The sequence below is a fragment of the Streptomyces sp. HUAS MG56 genome (assembly GCF_058673395.1).
The window spans coordinates 3,639,873-3,657,652 of the sequence record NZ_CM178722.1 but is presented as its reverse complement, the minus strand read 5'-3'; the positions used below and the strand labels follow the sequence as shown (position 1 = coordinate 3,657,652).

Below are 17,780 nucleotides of genomic sequence, written 5' to 3'. Positions count from 1 at the left end.
CGCCCGCCAATTCAGCGAACCACCCGCTCCAGTAGGCACCCCTCCCCGCGAACCCTCGGAGAGGGTGGGCTAGGGTTTGGTCCGCATAAACATCCAAACCCCTGCCCGCCGCAGGGCGGCGACCGACCAGCGAGAAGGCCGCAGCCGACCGCGCGGGCGAGACTCTCGGGAAGGCGCTACGTGAGTCCCAACGGCTCCGACCGCTCGCCGCGGCGCCCGATGCGGCGGAAGCTGCTGCAGGCACTGACCGCGGGCCTGGTCCTGGCGACCGCAACCGGTTGCACATACAAGGACTTCCCCCGCCTTGGCATGCCCACCCCGACCACGGAAGAGGCTCCGCGGATCCTCTCCCTGTGGCAGGGCTCCTGGGCGGCTGCACTGGCCACCGGCGTGCTGGTGTGGGGCCTGATCCTGTGGAGTGCTTTCTTCCACCGGCGCAGCCGCACCAAGGTCGAGGTACCTCCGCAGACTCGGTACAACATGCCGATCGAGGCCCTGTACACGGTGGTCCCGATCATCATCATCTCGGTGCTCTTCTACTTCACGGCCCGGGACGAGTCGAAGCTCCTGGACCTCTCCAAGAAGCCCGACGTCACGGTCAACGTGGTGGGCTTCCAGTGGAGCTGGGGCTTCAACTACGTCGAGAGCGTTCCCGGTGTCTCCGGCGACGCGAAGACCGACAAGAACCTGGACGCCATTCCGGACCGGTTCAAGAAGGACTTCCCGGCGAACGCCGGCGGCGTCTACGACGTCGGCACGCCCGCCACGAAGAACCCGCAGACGGGCAACCCCGGTCCGACCCTCTGGCTCCCCAAGGGCAAGACGGTCCGCTTCGTCCTCACGTCCCGTGACGTCATCCACTCCTTCTGGGTGGTGCCGTTCCTGATGAAGATGGACGTCATCCCGGGCCACACCAACTCGTTCCAGGTGACCCCCAACCATGAGGGCACCTTCCTCGGCAAGTGCGCCGAGCTCTGCGGTGTCGACCACTCCCGGATGCTGTTCAACGTGAAGGTCGTTTCCCCGGCAGCGTACGAGGCGCACCTCAAGGACCTCGCCAAGAAGGGGCAGACCGGTTACATTCCCGCCGGCATCGCGCAGACGAGCCACGAGAAGAACCGGGAGACGAACAACCTGTGAGCATCCTCAACGAACCCCAGGGTGCCGCGGCAGCCGCAGGCTCGTACGCGGACGAGCTGCCGGTCAGGCGCAAGCAGCCCGGTAATGTCGTGGTCAAGTGGATGACGACCACCGACCACAAGACGATCGGCACGATGTACCTCGTGACGTCGTTCGCGTTCTTCCTGATCGGCGGCGTGATGGCGCTGCTCATGCGCGCCGAGCTGGCCCGTCCCGGCCTGCAGATCATGTCGAACGAGCAGTTCAACCAGGCGTTCACGATGCACGGCACGATCATGCTGCTGATGTTCGCGACGCCGCTGTTCGCCGGTTTCGCCAACTGGATCATGCCGCTGCAGATCGGCGCGCCCGACGTGGCGTTCCCGCGGCTGAACATGTTCGCCTACTGGCTGTACCTGTTCGGCTCGCTCATCGCGGTGGGCGGCTTCCTCACCCCGCAGGGCGCGGCCGACTTCGGCTGGTTCGCCTACTCGCCGCTGTCGGACGCGGTCCGCTCGCCGGGCATCGGCTCGGACATGTGGATCATGGGTCTGGCCATGTCCGGCTTCGGCACCATCCTCGGCTCGGTCAACTTCATCACGACCATCATCTGCATGCGCGCCCCGGGCATGACCATGTTCCGCATGCCGATCTTCGTGTGGAACGTGCTGCTGACCGCCGTCCTGGTCCTGCTCGCCTTCCCGGTCCTCGCGGCCGCGCTGTTCGCCCTGGAGGCGGACCGTAAATTCGGCGCCCATGTATTCGACGCCGCAAATGGCGGAGCATTGCTATGGCAACACCTCTTCTGGTTCTTCGGCCATCCAGAGGTGTACATCATCGCGCTACCGTTCTTCGGCATCATTTCCGAGGTCATTCCGGTCTTCTCCCGTAAGCCGATGTTCGGTTACATGGGTCTGATCGCCGCGACCATCGCGATCGCCGGTCTGTCCGTGACGGTGTGGGCCCACCACATGTACGTCACCGGTGGTGTGCTGCTGCCGTTCTTCTCCTTCATGACCTTCCTGATCGCCGTACCGACCGGTGTGAAGTTCTTCAACTGGATCGGCACGATGTGGAAGGGCTCGCTGTCCTTCGAGACGCCGATGCTCTGGGCGACCGGCTTCCTGATCACCTTCACGTTCGGTGGTCTGACCGGTGTCATCCTGGCCTCGCCCCCGATGGACTTCCACGTCTCCGACTCGTACTTCGTGGTGGCCCACTTCCACTACGTGGTCTTCGGCACGGTCGTCTTCGCCATGTTCTCCGGCTTCCACTTCTGGTGGCCGAAGATGACCGGCAAGATGCTGGACGAGCGCCTCGGCAAGCTCACGTTCTGGACGCTGTTCATCGGCTTCCACGGCACCTTCCTGGTCCAGCACTGGCTGGGTGCCGAGGGCATGCCGCGCCGTTACGCCGACTACCTGGCGGCCGACGGCTTCACCGCGCTGAACACGGTCTCGACCATCAGCTCCTTCCTGCTCGGCCTGTCGATCCTGCCGTTCCTCTACAACGTCTGGAAGACGGCCAAGTACGGCAAGAAGGTCGACGTCGACGACCCGTGGGGCTACGGCCGTTCGCTGGAGTGGGCGACCTCCTGCCCGCCGCCGCGGCACAACTTCCTCACCCTGCCGCGGATCCGCAGCGAATCCCCGGCGTTCGACCTGCACCACCCTGAGATCGCCGCTCTGGAGCAGCTGGAGCACTCCGGCGTCGGTGCCATCGCGGGCAGCAAGGAGGCCGGCAAGTGAAGATCCAGGGTCGGCTGTTCATCTGGCTGAGCGTCTTCATCCTGATCATGGCCATCGTGTACGGCGTGTGGTCGAAGGAGCCGGCCGGTACCACCGCGCTGTTCCTGGCCTTCGGCCTGAGCGTCATGATCGGCTTCTACCTGGGCTTCACCGCCCGGCGGGTCGACGCGGGCGCCCAGGACGACAAGGAGGCCGATGTCGCGGACGACGCGGGCGAGCTGGGCTTCTTCAGCCCGCACAGCTGGCAGCCGCTGCTGCTGGGCTTCGGCGGTGCGATCGCCTTCCTCAGCATCGCGGTCGGCTGGTGGCTGATCTACTTCGCCGCCCCGTTCATCATCCTCGGCCTGTTCGGCTGGGTGTTCGAGTACTACCACGGTGAGAACCGCACCCAGTAGCACACGAGAACGCGCGCCGGAAGCCCGGACACTCCATGTGGAGCGTCCGGGCTTCCGGCTGTCGTCGTTCATATGGAGCAGTGTCGATCCCTCGTACGGGTTACGCACCGGGTAAATGGGGTCAACACCTCATAGCGTGATCGTATGAACCACACTCCGCGGACCCGCACCGTCGTCAGCTGCACGCTGCTGGTGACCGCCCTCGGCGCGGGCGTCACCGCCTGCGGTTCGGACGGCAACCCCCTGTCGGCCAAGCCGTACGACGCGGCGGACCAGATCTCCGTCAGCGGCCCCGCCGGTGCGGGAAAGCGGGCCGACCCGGACAAGCCCCTGGAGATCACCGCCAACGACGGCGAGGGCCGGATCACCGACGTGACCGCCCAGGACGCCGCAGGACGCTACGTGGCGGGCGAACTCACCGCCGACGGCAGTCGATGGCACAGCACCTCCCCGCTGGCCGCCAACGCCCATTACACGATCGCGGTGAGCACGGAGGACGAGGACGGCGCGCCCGGCCGCAAGGTCCTCACGTTCGACACCGGCAAGCCCACGGCCAAGAAGCGACTGACCGTCACACTCGGCCCGGACTCGGGCGAGTACGGCGTCGGGCAGCCCATCACCGCCCAACTCGACCAGGAGATCAAGGACAAGGCGCAACGGGCCGTCGTCGAGCGCGCCCTGCGGGTGGAGTCCACGCCGTCCGTGCAGGGCTCCTGGTACTGGGTGAACGGCAAGGAACTCCACTACCGGCCCAAGGAGTACTGGCCCGCCCACGCCACCGTCACGGTGCACAGCAACCTGGACGGCATCAAGATCAGCGACCGGTTGTGGGGCGGCGCGTCCAAGCCGCTGAAGATCACCACCGGTGACCGGGTCGAGGCCGTCACGGACGCCGCCGCGCACCGGCTGACGGTCTACAAGGACGGCCAGGCGATCAGATCGATCCCCGTCACCACGGGCAGGCCCGGCTTCGAGACCCGCAACGGCGTCAAGGTCGTCCTGAACAAGAGCTACCTCGTACGGATGCGCGGCACCACGATCGGCATCGCCGAGGGCACCTCCGACTCCTACGACCTGAACGTCTACTGGGCCACCCGGGTGACCTGGTCCGGCGAGTACGTGCACGCCGCGCCCTGGTCCGTGGGCTCACAGGGCTCCGCGAACGTCAGCCACGGCTGCACCGGCATGAGTACGTCGAACGCCCAGTGGTTCTTCCACAACATCCGCGAGGGCGACATCGTCAAGGTCGTCAACTCCAACGGCAAGCAGATGGAGCCCTTCGGCAACGGCTTCGGCGACTGGAACGTCGACTGGAAGAAGTGGCGCCAGGGCACCGCCCTGGTGAGCGGCACGCCCGTCGGCCAGTCGGCGGCGGACAGGGTGAGACTCGTACCAACGGCGCAGTGAGAGTGCCCGGACGGGGCGCGGGGCCGCCGCGCCCCGAGCCGCTAGGCGCTCAACAGCCGCTTGTGCCGCAGCAGGGAGGCGAGCGAGGACGCGAACTCCACCGGATCCACCGGAAGGGTCACCGCGGCGTCCGCGCGGCTCCACGTGGCCAGCCAGGCGTCCTGCGGGCGGCCCATCAGCAGCAGCACCGGCGGGCAGTTGAACACCTCGTCCTTGATCTGCCGGCACACGCCCATGCCCCCCATCGGCACGGCCTCGCCGTCGAGCACGCACACGTCGATGCCGCCGCGGTCCAGCTCGCGCAGCACCGCGTCCGGGGTCGCGCACTCCACGAACTCGACAAAGGGGACGTCGGGAGCGGGCCTGCGCCCGGCTGCCAGCCGTACCTGTTCGCGGGTGTTGGAGTCGTCGCTGTAGACCAGCACGGTGGCGGTCGGCTGCATTGTTCCTCCGGGACGTCAGCGTCGTACGGACGGGACGGACAGGGCCGTTCGGGCGGAGCTTACTCCGGTCAAAGCGCCCATGAACACCACGTCAACACCGGTTCGGCGGGCAGCAACACTCCGAACGGCACCCCCCGGAGTGAGGGCGGGATAAGCGACCGACATAATGTCGGTCGTGGCGACAGCAACGACAGTAGAAACCGGGCACGCGCACCCGTCGGTCAACCGGCCGAACCTCACCAGCGTCGGAACCATCATCTGGCTGAGTTCCGAGCTGATGTTCTTCGCGGCCCTCTTCGCGATGTACTTCACCTTGCGATCGGTGACGGGTCCGGCGCACTGGAAGCACATGGCCGAAGCACTCAATGTGCCCTTCTCGGCGACGAACACCACGATCCTGGTGCTCTCCTCACTCACCTGCCAGCTCGGCGTGTTCGCGGCCGAGCGCGGGGACGTGAAGAAGCTCCGTGGCTGGTTCATCGTCACCTTCATCATGGGTGCGATCTTCATCGGCGGTCAGATCTACGAGTACACCGAGCTGGTGAAGAAGGACGGCATCTCGCTGTCCTCCGACCCGTACGGCTCGGTCTTCTACCTGACCACCGGCTTCCACGGCCTGCACGTGACAGGCGGTCTCATCGCCTTCCTGCTGGTCCTCGGCCGCACCTACATGGCCAAGAGGTTCACTCACGAGCAGGCGACCGCCGCCATCGTCGTGTCCTACTACTGGCACTTCGTCGACGTGGTCTGGATCGGCCTCTTCGCCACGATCTACTTGATCAAGTAGCGGGACCTCCCGCATCCAGAAGCATCGACGCTGAAGATCCTGACACCGGGGTAATCCGTGAAAAAGCTCTCCGCACGACGACGCCATCCGCTGGCGGCGGTCGTCGTCCTACTCCTCGCGCTGGCGGCCACTGGGGGGCTGTACGCCGCGTTCGCGCCCGCGGGCAAGGCGCAGGCCGATGAAACCTCCCAGTCCCTGACCATCACAGAGGGCAAGAAGCTCTACGAGGTCGGCTGCGCCAGCTGCCACGGCACCGGTGGCCAGGGCTCCTCCGACGGCCCGAGCCTGGTCGGCGTGGGCGCCGCGGCGGTCGACTTCCAGGTCGGCACCGGCCGTATGCCGGCGGCCACCATGCAGGGAGCCCAGGTCCCCCGCAAGAAGGTCGTCTACAACCAGACGCAGATCGACCAGCTCGCCGCGTACATCGCCTCGCTGGGCGCCGGCCCGAGCGTCCCCACCAAGGACCAGTACGGTCCGGACGGCGCGGACATCGCCAAGGGTGGCGAGCTGTTCCGCACCAACTGCGCGCAGTGCCACAACTTCACCGGCAAGGGCGGTGCCCTGACGCAGGGCAAGTTCGCGCCGAGCCTGGAGGGTGTCGCTCCGAAGCACATCTACGAGGCCATGCAGACGGGCCCGCAGAACATGCCGTCCTTCCCCGACACCACGATGTCGTCGAAGAACAAGAAGGACATCATCGCGTACCTGAACGCGGTCAACGGCGACAAGACGGAGAACCCGGGCGGTCTGGAGCTGGGCGGCCTCGGGCCGGTCAGTGAGGGTCTGTTCGCCTGGATCTTCGGCCTCGGCGCACTGATCGCGGTCGCCGTCTGGGTCGCCGCTCGGACCGCAAAGGCCAAGAAGTCATGAGTAGCCAAGACATTCCAGAAGAGAACCTGCCCGCTGAGCAGGAGCACGCGCACGGCGCCGTAAGCGTCGCGGACGAGGAGAACCCGTTCGCCGACCCGGGGCTGCCCCCGCACGAGCACCGGATCCAGGACATCGACGAGCGGGCCGCCAAGCGGTCCGAGCGCGTCGTCGCCCTGCTGTTCACGGTGTCGATGCTGGCCACCGTCGCCTTCATCGCCGCGTACCTGGCGATCCCGCACGACAAGTCGATCTTCGTCTTCCCGATCGGTCACCTCAGCGCGCTGAACTTCGCGCTCGGTGTGACCCTCGCGGTGGCGCTGTTCTGCATCGGCGCGGGCGCGGTCCACTGGGCCCGCACCCTGATGTCCGACGTGGAGGTCGCCGACGACCGGCACGCGATCGAGGCCTCGCCCGAGGTACGCGCGAAGGTCATGGCCGACTTCCGCCAGGGTGCCGCCGAGTCCGGCCTCGGCCGCCGCAAGCTGATCCGCAACACGATGTTCGGCGCGCTGGCCATGGTGCCGCTCTCCGGCGTCTTCCTGCTCGGCGGTCTCGGCCCGGCCCCGAAGGACAAGCTGCGGCACACCATGTGGGCCAAGGGCAAGCGCCTGGTCAACATGAACACGAACCAGCCGCTGCGCCCCGAGGACGTTGCGGTCGGCTCGCTCACCTTCGCCAAGCCCGACGGCCTGGAGGAGACCAGCGAGGACTTCCAGAACGAGATCGCCAAGGCCGCCCTGATGATCGTCCGGCTGCAGCCGGAGAACATCAAGGACAAGCGCGAGCTCGACTGGTCGCACCAGGGCGTCGTCGCGTTCTCGAAGATCTGCACCCACGTCGGCTGCCCGATCTCGCTGTACGAGCAGCAGACGCACCACGTGCTGTGCCCGTGCCACCAGTCCACCTTCGACCTCTCCGACGGTGCCCGAGTGATCTTCGGCCCCGCCGGCCACGCCCTGCCGCAGCTGCGCATCGGCGTGGACAGTGACGGTTACCTCGAAGCGCTCGGCGACTTCGAGGAGCCCGTCGGTCCTGCATTCTGGGAGCGCGGATGAGTACTGCAGCGAACGAATCCCCCCGCGCACGCGGGAAGGCCCCGGCCGGCGAGCGCGTCGCCGACTGGGCCGACGGCCGACTCGGGATCTACTCCCTGGCCAAGAGCAACATGCGCAAGATCTTCCCCGACCACTGGTCGTTCATGTTGGGCGAAGTGTGCATGTACAGCTTCATCATCATCATCCTGACGGGTGTCTATCTGACACTGTTCTTCCACCCGTCGATGAACGAGGTCGTGTACCACGGCTCGTATGTCCCGCTCCAGGGACAGCTGATGTCCGAGGCGTTCAACTCGACGCTGCACATCTCCTTCGACGTGCGCGGTGGTCTGCTCATGCGGCAGATCCACCACTGGGCCGCGCTGATCTTCCTCGCCGGCATGTTCGTGCACATGATGCGCGTGTTCTTCACCGGCGCGTTCCGCAAGCCGCGTGAGATCAACTGGCTGTTCGGCTTCCTGCTGTTCGTCCTCGGCATGTTCACCGGCTTCACCGGTTACTCGCTGCCGGACGACCTGCTCTCCGGCACCGGTGTCCGCTTCATGGAGGGCGCGATCCTGTCCGTGCCGATCGTCGGCACGTACCTGTCGATGTTCCTCTTCGGCGGCGAGTTCCCCGGTCACGACTTCGTGGCCCGGTTCTACTCGATCCACATCCTGCTGCTGCCGGGCATCATGCTCGGCCTGATGGTGGGCCACCTGATCCTGGTCTTCTACCACAAGCACACGCAGTTCGCGGGTCCCGGAAAGACCGAGAAGAACGTCGTCGGCATGCCGCTGCTGCCGGTCTACATGGCCAAGGCCGGAGGCTTCTTCTTCCTGGTCTTCGGCGTCATCGCGTTCATCGCGGCGGTCGCCCAGATCAACCCGATCTGGGCCATGGGCCCCTACCGTCCGGACCAGGTGTCCACCGGCGCCCAGCCCGACTGGTACATGGGCTTCTCCGAGGGCCTGATCCGGTTCATGCCGGGCTGGGAGATCAACCTCTGGGGTCACACGCTCGTCCTGGGTGTGTTCATCCCGCTGGTGATCTTCCCGCTGGTCCTCGTGGCGATCGCGGTCTACCCGTTCATCGAGTCCTGGGTCACCGGCGACAAGAGCGAGCACCACATCCTGGACCGCCCGCGCAACGCCCCGACCCGTACGGGTCTCGGTGTCGCCTGGATGACGCTGTACCTGACGCTGCTGGTCGGCGGCGGCAACGACCTGTGGGCCACGCACTTCCACCTGTCGATCAACGCCGTCACCTACTTCGTCCGGATCTTCTTCTTCGTCGGACCGGTCCTGGCGTTCCTCGTCACCAAGCGGATCTGCCTGGGCCTCCAGCGCCGCGACCGCGAGAAGGTGCTGCACGGTCGCGAGACCGGCATCATCAAGCGGCTGCCGCACGGTGAGTTCATCGAGGTGCACGAGCCGCTCAGCCAGGAGCAGCTGCACACGCTCACCGCGCACCACCAGTACGAGCCGGCCGCCATCGGTCCGGTGGTCGACGAGAACGGGGTCCAGCGCAAGGTCGGAACCTCGGAGAAGCTGCGGGCCAAGCTGTCCGACGCCTACTACGGCGAGGACAACCAGATCCCGAAGCCGACCGTCGACGAGTACAAGGAGATCACGAGCGGCCACGGCCACCACTGATCCCCGCGTCGCCACGCCACGCCGAAGGGCCCCGTCCGCAAGCCGGACGGGGCCCTTCGCCCTGTCCCGGGGCCGATAGGGTGGGATCGGACGACGATTTCGCAGGTACGACACTCAGGAGCGACCATGAGCGCTGTGACCCCCGCTGGAGGCGACACCGCGGCGGGCCGCTCCTGGCCCGCCCTGCTGAACGGCCTGCTGAACGGCGAGAACCTGTCCGCCGACGACACCGCCTGGGCGATGGACCGGATCATGCGCGGCGAGGCGACCGACGCCCAGATCGCCGGGTTCGCGGTGGCCCTGCGGGCCAAGGGACAGACGGTCGAGGAGATCACCGGCCTGGTCCGCACGATGTACGAGCACGCGAACGTGATCGAGGTGCCAGGCCGCACCGTCGACATCGTCGGCACGGGCGGCGACGGGGCGCGGACGGTGAACATCTCCACGATGTCCTCGCTGGTCGTCGCCGGTACGGGCGCCAAGGTCGTGAAGCACGGCAACCGCGCCGCCTCCTCCGCCTCCGGTGCCTCCGACGTCCTGGAGAAGCTGGGCGTCAACCTCGACCTCACGCCCCGGCGGGTGGCCGAGGTCGCCGAGGAGGCCGGCATCACCTTCTGCTTCGCGGTCAAGTTCCATCCGGCGCTGCGTCATGTCGGCGCCGCCCGCGGCCAGTTGGGCATCCGGACGGTGTTCAACCTGCTCGGTCCCCTCACCAACCCGGCGAAGGTGCGGTCCCAGGCGGTCGGCGTGGCCGTCGCGCGGGAGGCGCCGATCGTCGCGGGCGTGCTCGCGGAGCGCGGCAACTCCGCGCTGGTCTTCCGCGGCGACGACGGCCTGGACGAGCTGACGACGACGGCCACGTCCCATGTCTGGGTCGTGCGGGACGGCAAGGTCACCGAGGAGGTCTTCGACCCCCGCGAGGTCGGCATCGACCTCGTCCCCGTGGAGGCCCTGCGCGGCGGCGACCCGGCCCACAACGCGGAGGTGGCCCGCCGGCTGCTGGACGGCGAGCGGGGCCCGGTCCGGGACGCCGTCGTACTGAACTCGGCGGCGGCCCTCGTCGCCCTGAACCCGACGGACATCCCGCTCGCCGAGCAGCTCGCCGCCGGCATGGCCCGGGCCGTCGAGTCGATCGACTCGGGCGCGGCGAAGCGGGCGCTGGAGCGCTGGGTGGCGGCGACCAACGCATAGCGGTCACGACGGGCGTCCCGCGATCCGGACCAGGGTTGCGGGACGACGATCAGTTGACGTAGGTTCCTGAACCAGGTCATGAGTGACAGTCATGAGGCCCCGGCCGACTGTCCGGCAACCCTCCGTCCGTGGCGGGGTGCCCCGGGTGAAGACCAGGTCGTAGGCAGCGAGGTCTACGGCAAGCGCGGACCCCTCGCACACTTCTGAGAGTGTGGGGCCAGGGGTCCTGGTCGTTCGAGGGAGCCTTCCGTGAGCAAGCGAATGCGATAGGGCCGCAGAGCCCCGCCTCCGCATCCCCTTTTCTCATCTTTCCGTACGCCGTTCCGTGGCTGCTTCGGCCTCTTCGGCTCCTTCGGCGTACGTCCTCACGGGAGTCCACCCATGTCTGTCTTCACCGCTGCCGCCGACCAGTCCGTTTGCGCCCCGCTGCCCGTTCTGGGCCGGGATGTCACCGTCCCGCTCGTGACCGGTGGCGAGGTCACCTACGCGGCGCTCGACTACGCGGCCAGCGCCCCCGCGCTCCAGCGCGTCTGGGACGACGTCGCCGCCTACGCGCCGTACTACGGCAGCGTCCACCGCGGCGCCGGCTACCTCTCGCAGCTCTCGACCGACCTGTTCGAGAACGCCCGCAGGACGGTCGCCGAGTTCCTCGGCTGCCGCGCCGACGACCAGGTGGTCTTCACCCGCTCGACCACCGACTCGCTCAACCTGCTCGCCCGTGCCCTGCCCGCCGGCTGCCAGGTCTTCGTCTTCGAGACCGAGCACCACGCCTCCCTGCTGCCCTGGCAGGACGCGCGGGTCACCTACCTCAACGCCCCGCGCACCCCGCGCCAGGCGGTCGAGACCCTGGAGCGGGCCCTCGCCGACCGCGACCCGTACGGCCCGGCCCTGGTCTGCGTCACCGGCGCCTCCAACGTCACCGGCGAGCTGTGGCCGGTGCGCGAGCTGGCCGCCGCCGCGCACGCCCACGGCGCCCGGATCGTCCTGGACGCCGCCCAGCTGGCCCCGCACCACCCGGTGGACGTGCGCGACCTGGACGTCGACTGGGTCGCCTTCTCCGGGCACAAGCTGTACGCGCCCTTCGGCTCCGGCGTCCTCGCGGGCCGCGCGGACTGGCTGCGCGCGGCCGAGCCGTACCTCGCGGGCGGCGGCGCGAGCCGCACGGTCACCCGGCGTCCGGACGGGGGAGTGGCCGTGGAGTGGCACGAGAGCGCCGCCCGGCACGAGGCGGGCTCCCCGAACGTCATCGGTGCCTACGCCGTCGCGTCGGCCTGCAAGGCGCTCACCGAGGCCGGCTGGGAGAACCTGGTGGCCCGCGAGGAGCACCTGATCGCGAAGGTCCGCGCGGGCCTGGCCGCGGTGCCGCAGGTGAAGGTGCTGTCCCTGTTCGGCGACGACGCCCCGCGCGTCGGCGTGATCTCCTTCGTGGTGGAGGGCTGGAACAGCTCCCACTTCGCCGCCGCGCTCTCCGCCGAGTACGGCATCGGCGTCCGCGACGGCCTCTTCTGCGCCCACCCGCTGGTCCGCACCCTGCTCGGCAGCGACCCCCAGACCCAGGGCGAGTGCGGCGCACCCGAGGCGGCCCCCGGCGAGAAGTCCCTCAACGCCATCCGCGTGAGCTTCGGCGCGGGCACCCCCGACGAGCACGTCGAGCGCTTCGTGACCGCCGTGCGGGAACTGGTGACCGAGGGCGCCCGGTGGACGTACCGCACGCAGGACGGCCGCTGCGTGCCGGCGGTGTGAGGGTTCGTACGCCCGTTCCGAGGCGGCTTTCAGCCGGTCAGGAGTCCAGTCCGATCGCGAAGGCCGCCTCCAGGTCGTGCTGGGAGTAGGTGCGGAACGCCACGTGGGTGTCGGTGGCCTCCACGCCGGGGATCTTGCTGATCCGGCCGGGGATGACGTCGGCCAGGTCCTCGTGCCGGCCCACCCGGACCATCGCGATCAGGTCGTACGTGCCCGTGACGGAGAAGACCTCGCTGACCGAGTCCAGCGAGGCGATCTGCTCCGCGATCTCGGGGATCCGGTCCACGCTGGTCTTGATGAGGACGATCGCGGTGATCACGGCTGGTTCTCTCCCTCGGGGGCCGGAGCTGGGGTGCACTTCACTCTAGTCCCACGCCCGTAGCGCACCCACGCGTAGAGGAAGCCCAGCCCGAACCCCACCAGGTGCGCCAGATACGCCACCCCGGGCCCCTCGGAGGCCTGGCTCGCCGCCGCCCACTGCACCGCCACCCAGAACGGCAGCACGACCCAGGCGGGGAACCGCAGCGGCACGAAGAGGAGGAACGGCAGCAGACTGGTCACCCGGGCCCGGGGGAAGAGATACAGGAACGCGCCGAGGACCGCCGAGATGGCACCCGAGGCGCCCACCAGCGACTGTGCGGAGTCGGCGTTGGCGACCGCGTACCCGAGCAGGGCCAGGTAGCCGCATCCGGCGTAGAACAGGGTGAACTCGATCCGGCCCATCCGCTCCTCCGTCATCGCCCCGAAGACGAAGAGGAACAGCATGTTGCCGAGCAGGTGCACCCAGTTGCCGTGGACGAACAGGGCCGTGGCGGGCGTGAGGATCTCGCGGGCCGGCCCGCCGAACAACTCGGCCGGCACCACGCCCCAGTGCCGGAAGTAGGCCTGCTGGGCGGCCGCGAGGGCCTCCCCGGAGCCGTAGCCGGGGGTGAACCCGGAGGCCGGGCCCAGCACGAAGATCAGGCTGCACAGCGCGATGAGCCCGTAGGTGATGGGTGCCGAGGTGCTCCGCACCGCTCTGAGAGTCCGGCCGGCCGTCGCGCTCCACTCGCTGATCATGAACACAGAGCATGACGTAACGGGATGCATGCCGACAGACCGCCTCGCCGTCGTGGACGGGCGGGCGGCGAGTCCCTGCCAGGCCGTAGGGTTACGGCCACACGCGTCGGCCGACGGCGCGGAAAAGAGCACGAGTAAGGAAGCGGACTGCCACGATGACGGTTCCCCTGCCGACCGCGACCACCCGGTGGCGCTGCACCCTGTGCGGCAACCTGACCCGGTTCGACGTGACCCGTTCGTCGAAGGTCGTCGAGTACGTCCATCTCGATCTGGCCGGCGACCCGACGGTGGAGGAGCGCGAGGTGGTCAGTGAGACCATCGAATCGGTGCGCTGCCGCTGGTGCAACGCGGTGGACCAGGTGGAGCTCGTGGACAGGCCGGGCGCCGACTCCTGAGAGGGAGACGGCCCCGTAGAGGCATTGGGGTGTGACGGATGGTGGAGACCGCAGGCGGGGGGCCGGGCGACGGCACCGCCGAGGTGCTTGACCGTCCGCTGCCCGACGGCGTGCGCCGACGGGTCGTGCAGATCGTCTCGGACGGCTTCGGCGGCCTGACCATGTCCGAACTGCCCGCCCAATTGCGGCAGTACGCCCGGTTCACCCCCAGTCGCCGGGCCAAGTTCGCCGGAAACGCGATGGCGGCGGCGCTGGAGACCGATCCGCTGTTCCGGCAGCGGATCGGGGAGAAGCTCAGAGAGGCGCAGCCGGAGCTCACCGGCGCCCTCGACTCCGGCTCCCCGCCCCCGGCCGCGGACCCGCTCGACGTGGCGGCCGCGGCCTACGTACTGCGCCCCGCGGGCTGGGTGAAGCTGGTCGCCGCGGCCGGCGAGGAGGCCCAGCGTGCGGACGCCGAGCGGGCGGACGAGGAGAGCCGGGTCGAGCTGGAGCGGCTGCGCGCCGAGCTGGCGCAGGCCCGCGAGCACACCCGCGCCGAGGCCGAACGGCTGCGCGCGGAGCTGGAGTCGGCGAAGAAGGAGGCGGAGTCGCTGCACCGCAAGCTCCGGGCCGCCCACAGCGACGTCAAGCGCGGCGAGGCCGCTCTGCGCAAGGCGCAGACCGAGATGGACGCCGTACGGGCCGAGGCGCAGACGCAGGTGTCGGCCGCCGAGAGCGAGTCGCGGCGGCTCAAGGCCCGGCTCGGCGAGGCGGAGACGGCCCTGGAGGCCACCCGGCGTGCCGCCCGCGAGGGCCGCAGCGTGGAGGACATGCGGGTGCGGCTGCTGCTGGACACCCTGCTGGACGCCGCCCAGGGCCTGCGGCGCGAGCTCGCCCTGCCGCCGGTGTCCGTACGGCCGGCCGAGACCGTGGACGCCGTCGAGCCGGGCCGGATGACCCCGAAGGACATCGCGGCACGGGCCCTGTCCGAGCATGATCCGGCCATCCTCGACCAGCTGCTCGCGCTGCCGCAGGCGCATCTGGTGGTCGACGGCTACAACGTCACCAAGACCGGCTATCCGCAGATGCCGCTGGAGAAGCAGCGGCTGCGGCTCCTCGGCCAGCTCTCGGCGCTCGCCGCGCAGACCGGCGCCGAGGTGACCTGTGTCTTCGACGGCGCCGAACTGGCCGCGCCCGTGCTGCTCGCACCGCCGCGCGGTGTGCGGGTGCTGTTCTCGAAGCCGGGCGTGACGGCCGACGAGCTGATCCGGCAGCTCGTGCGCGCGGAACCGCCGGGCCGTCCGGTCATCGTCGCCTCCACGGACCGCGAGGTGGCGGACGGCGTCGCCAAGGCGGGTGCCCGACCGGTCGCTTCTGCGGTGCTTCTGAAGCGACTGTCCTGAAGGTTCAACGGGTATGCCCAATGCCCGAATTGGCATGATCTCTGCGCAACCTAGTGTCAACCCCGTCTCACGCCCCGTGAATTGTGTGCAAAGAATGCATAGAGTGACGGGATTTTTTGCCGTTGGGATTTGAACTGATCACGAGCGGGTCACTAGGGTCAGGGCTCGAACCTCCGAACGGGTGATCACTCACTCACTCACACGAAGGAGTTCGTCCCTCGTGGCGTCCCACCGTCGACCCAAGCAGCAGAGTCGCGCCCGCGTGACCGTGCTGACCACCGCAGCCGCCGCGGCCGTCGTGCTGAGCGCGAACGCCGCCAACGCCGCGCCGAGCCAGAAGCTCAGCAAGGACCAGGTCAAGGCCAAGGTCGACGACCTCTACTCGAAGGCCGAGCAGGCCTCCGAGAAGTTCGACGGGGCGAAGGAGAAGCAGCAGAAGCTGCAGAAGGAAATATCCACCATCCAGGACAATGTCGCGCGGGGTCAGCAGGACCTCAACAAGCTGCGCGACAGCCTGGGTTCGCTGGCCACCTCGCAGTACCGCTCCGGCGGCATCGACCCCTCGGTCCAGCTCTTCCTGTCGTCCAACCCGAACGACTTCCTCGACAAGGCCTCCACGCTCGACCAGTTGAGCGCCCAGCAGGTCGACGCGCTGAAGAAGATCCAGGACAAACAGCGCGAGCTGGCCCAGGAGCGGGCCGAGGCCGGTGAGAAGCTCAAGGACCTCTCCGCCACCCGCGCCCAGCTGGAGCAGAACAAGAAGGACGTCCAGGCCAAGCTCGCCGACGCGCAGCAGCTGCTCAACACCCTGACGGCCAAGGAGAAGCAGCAGCTGGCCGACCAGCAGCAGCGCGCCGACCGCTCCGCCAGCTCGCGGGTCGACCTCGGCAACAGCAAGGCCGCCTCCGGCCTGGCCGGGGCCGCCTTCGCCGCCGCCCAGTCGCAGATCGGCAAGCCGTACGTCTACGGCGCCACCGGCACCGCCTCCTACGACTGCTCGGGCCTGACCTCCTGGGCCTACGCCCAGGCCGGCGTCTCCATCCCGCGCACCTCGCAGGAGCAGGCCACCATAGGCACCCGGATCAGCTCCATGAGCGACCTCCAGGTCGGCGACCTGGTCTTCTTCTACGGCGACATCCACCACGTCGGCCTGTACGCCGGCAACGGCCAGGTGCTGCACGCCCCGCACACCGGTGCCGTGGTCCGCTACGAGTCCATCTCCGACATGCCGTTCCAGTTCGGCGTCCGGGTCTGATCATGCCTCCGGGTGCCCGGGCCGAGTAGCCCGGCGCACCCCCGCGGACCCGCTGCGAAACGCGGACGCCGGGCGCCCGAACGGGCGAATCCCCGGAACCGGAACTGACTCCTCGCCCCGCCGATGACCTGCGTCAGCGGCGGGGTGTCCCGCTATGTCGCCTTCCGGGTCTTTGGCCCGGCCCCTCGCGTACGGCTACTGTCTGGCGCGCTCCCCCGACGCCGGGGCCTCCCCGTCCCCAGGCGCCGGGGGAGCGGTATCTGTCCGCCAGCAGAAGGACCGCCGTGGGGTCTCACCGCCGCCTTGCCTCCTCCGGATTCCACCGGGGCGCCGCCGCCCTGTGTGTCCTGTCCGCCGCAGCCACCGCGCTCGGCGCCGTACCCGCGCATGCGGCACCGCACGCCGACACCCGTGCCGAGGTGGACCGCCTCTACCAGGAGGCCGAGCAGGCGACCCAGGCCTTCGACAAGGCCCAGGAGCAGACCGACGCGCTGCGCCGCGAGGTGCACGACGCCCAGGACCACATCGCCCGGCAGCAGGCGCGCATCAACTCCCTGCGCGAGCAGCTCGGTGCGCTGGCCGGGGCGCAGTACCGGTCCGGCGGCCTCGACCCGACCGTCGCGCTGCTCTTCTCGGACAACCCCGAGGACTACCTCGACAAGGCCGCCACCCTCGACCGCATCGACGTCCAACAGGCGGGCCGGCTACGGGAGTTGAGCTCCGCGCTGCGGAACCTCGCGCAGGAGCGCTCGGAGACGGCCGGCAAGCTCGCCGAGCTGGAGAAGAGCCGCAGGGCCGTCGTCGTGCACAAGCGGACCGTGGAGAAGAAGCTCGCCAGGGCCCGGCAGCTGCTCGACGCCCTGCCGACCGACGCCCGCGACGCCTACGACCGCGCCTCCCGCGACAGCGGCATCGGCCTGCCCGACCTGACCGGCGCCGTCGCCCCCGACGCCCGCGCCGCGGCCGCCGTGGCCGCCGCCCAGGCCGCCCTCGGCCACCCCTACGTCTGGGGCGCGAACGGCCCCTCCGGCTTCGACTGCTCGGGTCTGATGCAGTGGTCGTACGCGCAGGCCGGGCTCCAGCTGCCGCGCACCTCGCAGGAGCAGCGCTTCGCCGGCCGGCAGATCCCGCTCTCCCAGGCCCGCCCCGGTGACCTGGTGGTCTACCGCTCCGACGCCAGCCACGTGGCCATGTACGTCGGCGACGGCAAGGTCATCCACGCCCCCTACCCGGGCGCCGCGGTCCGCTACGACCCCGTCGGCATGATGCCGATCTCCTCGGTCACCCGGCCCTGAGC

Annotated in this window: 17 protein-coding genes and 1 riboswitch; of the genes, 14 read left to right on the top strand and 3 right to left on the bottom strand. The window is 69.0% G+C overall.

Annotation, left to right across the window (positions count from 1 at the left end; genetic code table 11):
• The first annotated feature begins 180 nt into the window (after nucleotides 1-180).
• From ctaC to AC4OXY_RS17370, 4 genes are all read left to right on the top strand, one after another.
• Nucleotides 181-1,140 carry an aa3-type cytochrome oxidase subunit II gene (gene ctaC / locus AC4OXY_RS17385; RefSeq protein WP_356020870.1) on the top strand — a complete coding sequence of 320 codons (960 nt, stop codon included), beginning with the start codon at nucleotides 181-183 and terminating at the stop codon, nucleotides 1,138-1,140.
• A complete protein-coding gene (gene ctaD / locus AC4OXY_RS17380; RefSeq protein ID WP_356020873.1) occupies nucleotides 1,137-2,867 on the top strand; it encodes an aa3-type cytochrome oxidase subunit I in 1,731 nt (576 codons plus the stop codon). The genes ctaC and ctaD overlap by 4 nt, the downstream gene beginning before the upstream one ends.
• Entirely contained in the window at nucleotides 2,864-3,262 is a 399-nt protein-coding gene (locus AC4OXY_RS17375) for a cytochrome c oxidase subunit 4 (RefSeq protein WP_071382877.1), read from the top strand. Before ctaD ends, AC4OXY_RS17375 begins: the two co-directional genes overlap by 4 nt.
• 144 nt (nucleotides 3,263-3,406) lie before the next feature.
• Nucleotides 3,407-4,669 (top strand): L,D-transpeptidase, encoded by a 1,263-nt coding sequence (locus AC4OXY_RS17370; RefSeq protein WP_491994177.1) that lies wholly within the window; start codon nucleotides 3,407-3,409, stop codon nucleotides 4,667-4,669.
• A 41-nt stretch (nucleotides 4,670-4,710) separates the two neighbouring features.
• Here AC4OXY_RS17370 and AC4OXY_RS17365 read toward each other — a convergent pair whose 3' ends face one another.
• Nucleotides 4,711-5,112, bottom strand: a complete 402-nt coding sequence (locus tag AC4OXY_RS17365; RefSeq protein WP_356020878.1) for a response regulator — start codon at nucleotides 5,110-5,112, stop codon at nucleotides 4,711-4,713.
• A 166-nt stretch (nucleotides 5,113-5,278) separates the two neighbouring features.
• On the opposite strand from AC4OXY_RS17365, the gene ctaE reads away from it, so the two are divergent.
• The 6 genes from ctaE (at nucleotide 5,279) to AC4OXY_RS17335 (ending at nucleotide 12,392) form a co-directional block, all read left to right on the top strand.
• Entirely contained in the window at nucleotides 5,279-5,899 is a 621-nt protein-coding gene (gene ctaE / locus AC4OXY_RS17360; RefSeq protein WP_071372384.1) for an aa3-type cytochrome oxidase subunit III, read from the top strand.
• A 57-nt stretch (nucleotides 5,900-5,956) separates the two neighbouring features.
• Entirely contained in the window at nucleotides 5,957-6,769 is an 813-nt protein-coding gene (gene qcrC, locus AC4OXY_RS17355) for a cytochrome bc1 complex diheme cytochrome c subunit (RefSeq protein ID WP_356020881.1), read from the top strand.
• Complete coding sequence (gene qcrA / locus AC4OXY_RS17350; protein ID WP_356020884.1) at nucleotides 6,766-7,824, top strand: cytochrome bc1 complex Rieske iron-sulfur subunit; 1,059 nt, start codon at nucleotides 6,766-6,768, stop codon at nucleotides 7,822-7,824. Before qcrC ends, qcrA begins: the two co-directional genes overlap by 4 nt.
• The gene (qcrB, locus tag AC4OXY_RS17345) at nucleotides 7,821-9,458 is read left to right on the top strand and encodes a cytochrome bc1 complex cytochrome b subunit (RefSeq protein WP_356020886.1); all 1,638 of its coding nucleotides are present in this window, start codon (nucleotides 7,821-7,823) and stop codon (nucleotides 9,456-9,458) included. The genes qcrA and qcrB overlap by 4 nt, the downstream gene beginning before the upstream one ends.
• A 126-nt stretch (nucleotides 9,459-9,584) precedes the next feature.
• Nucleotides 9,585-10,649: an anthranilate phosphoribosyltransferase gene (gene trpD / locus AC4OXY_RS17340; protein WP_491994176.1), complete on the top strand. Its 1,065-nt coding sequence runs from the start codon at nucleotides 9,585-9,587 to the stop codon at nucleotides 10,647-10,649.
• A gap of 74 nt (nucleotides 10,650-10,723) precedes the next feature.
• Nucleotides 10,724-10,840: riboswitch (SAM riboswitch) on the top strand.
• 190 nt (nucleotides 10,841-11,030) lie between these two features.
• Nucleotides 11,031-12,392, top strand: a complete 1,362-nt coding sequence (locus tag AC4OXY_RS17335) for an aminotransferase class V-fold PLP-dependent enzyme (protein ID WP_356020890.1) — start codon at nucleotides 11,031-11,033, stop codon at nucleotides 12,390-12,392.
• Between the two features lie 37 nt (nucleotides 12,393-12,429).
• On the opposite strand, the gene AC4OXY_RS17330 is transcribed toward AC4OXY_RS17335, so the two are convergent.
• On the bottom strand, nucleotides 12,430-12,711 hold the full coding sequence (locus tag AC4OXY_RS17330; RefSeq protein WP_356020892.1) for an Lrp/AsnC family transcriptional regulator: 282 nt from the start codon (nucleotides 12,709-12,711) through the stop codon (nucleotides 12,430-12,432).
• Nucleotides 12,708-13,451 (bottom strand): rhomboid family intramembrane serine protease, encoded by a 744-nt coding sequence (locus AC4OXY_RS17325; RefSeq protein ID WP_491994175.1) that lies wholly within the window; start codon nucleotides 13,449-13,451, stop codon nucleotides 12,708-12,710. Before AC4OXY_RS17325 ends, AC4OXY_RS17330 begins: the two co-directional genes overlap by 4 nt.
• A gap of 155 nt (nucleotides 13,452-13,606) precedes the next feature.
• Here AC4OXY_RS17325 and AC4OXY_RS17320 point away from each other — a divergent pair, with 155 nt between their 5' ends.
• The 4 genes from AC4OXY_RS17320 to AC4OXY_RS17305 all read left to right on the top strand — a co-directional run bounded on the left by AC4OXY_RS17320 (nucleotide 13,607) and on the right by AC4OXY_RS17305 (nucleotide 17,778).
• Entirely contained in the window at nucleotides 13,607-13,846 is a 240-nt protein-coding gene (locus tag AC4OXY_RS17320) for a hypothetical protein (RefSeq protein ID WP_071372391.1), read from the top strand.
• A 38-nt stretch (nucleotides 13,847-13,884) separates the two neighbouring features.
• On the top strand, nucleotides 13,885-15,228 hold the full coding sequence (locus tag AC4OXY_RS17315; protein ID WP_356020897.1) for an NYN domain-containing protein: 1,344 nt from the start codon (nucleotides 13,885-13,887) through the stop codon (nucleotides 15,226-15,228).
• A 220-nt stretch (nucleotides 15,229-15,448) separates the two neighbouring features.
• Entirely contained in the window at nucleotides 15,449-16,483 is a 1,035-nt protein-coding gene (locus AC4OXY_RS17310) for a C40 family peptidase (protein WP_376293550.1), read from the top strand.
• 284 nt (nucleotides 16,484-16,767) lie between these two features.
• Nucleotides 16,768-17,778 (top strand): C40 family peptidase, encoded by a 1,011-nt coding sequence (locus AC4OXY_RS17305; RefSeq protein WP_356020901.1) that lies wholly within the window; start codon nucleotides 16,768-16,770, stop codon nucleotides 17,776-17,778.
• The last annotated feature ends 2 nt before the right edge of the window (nucleotides 17,779-17,780 follow it).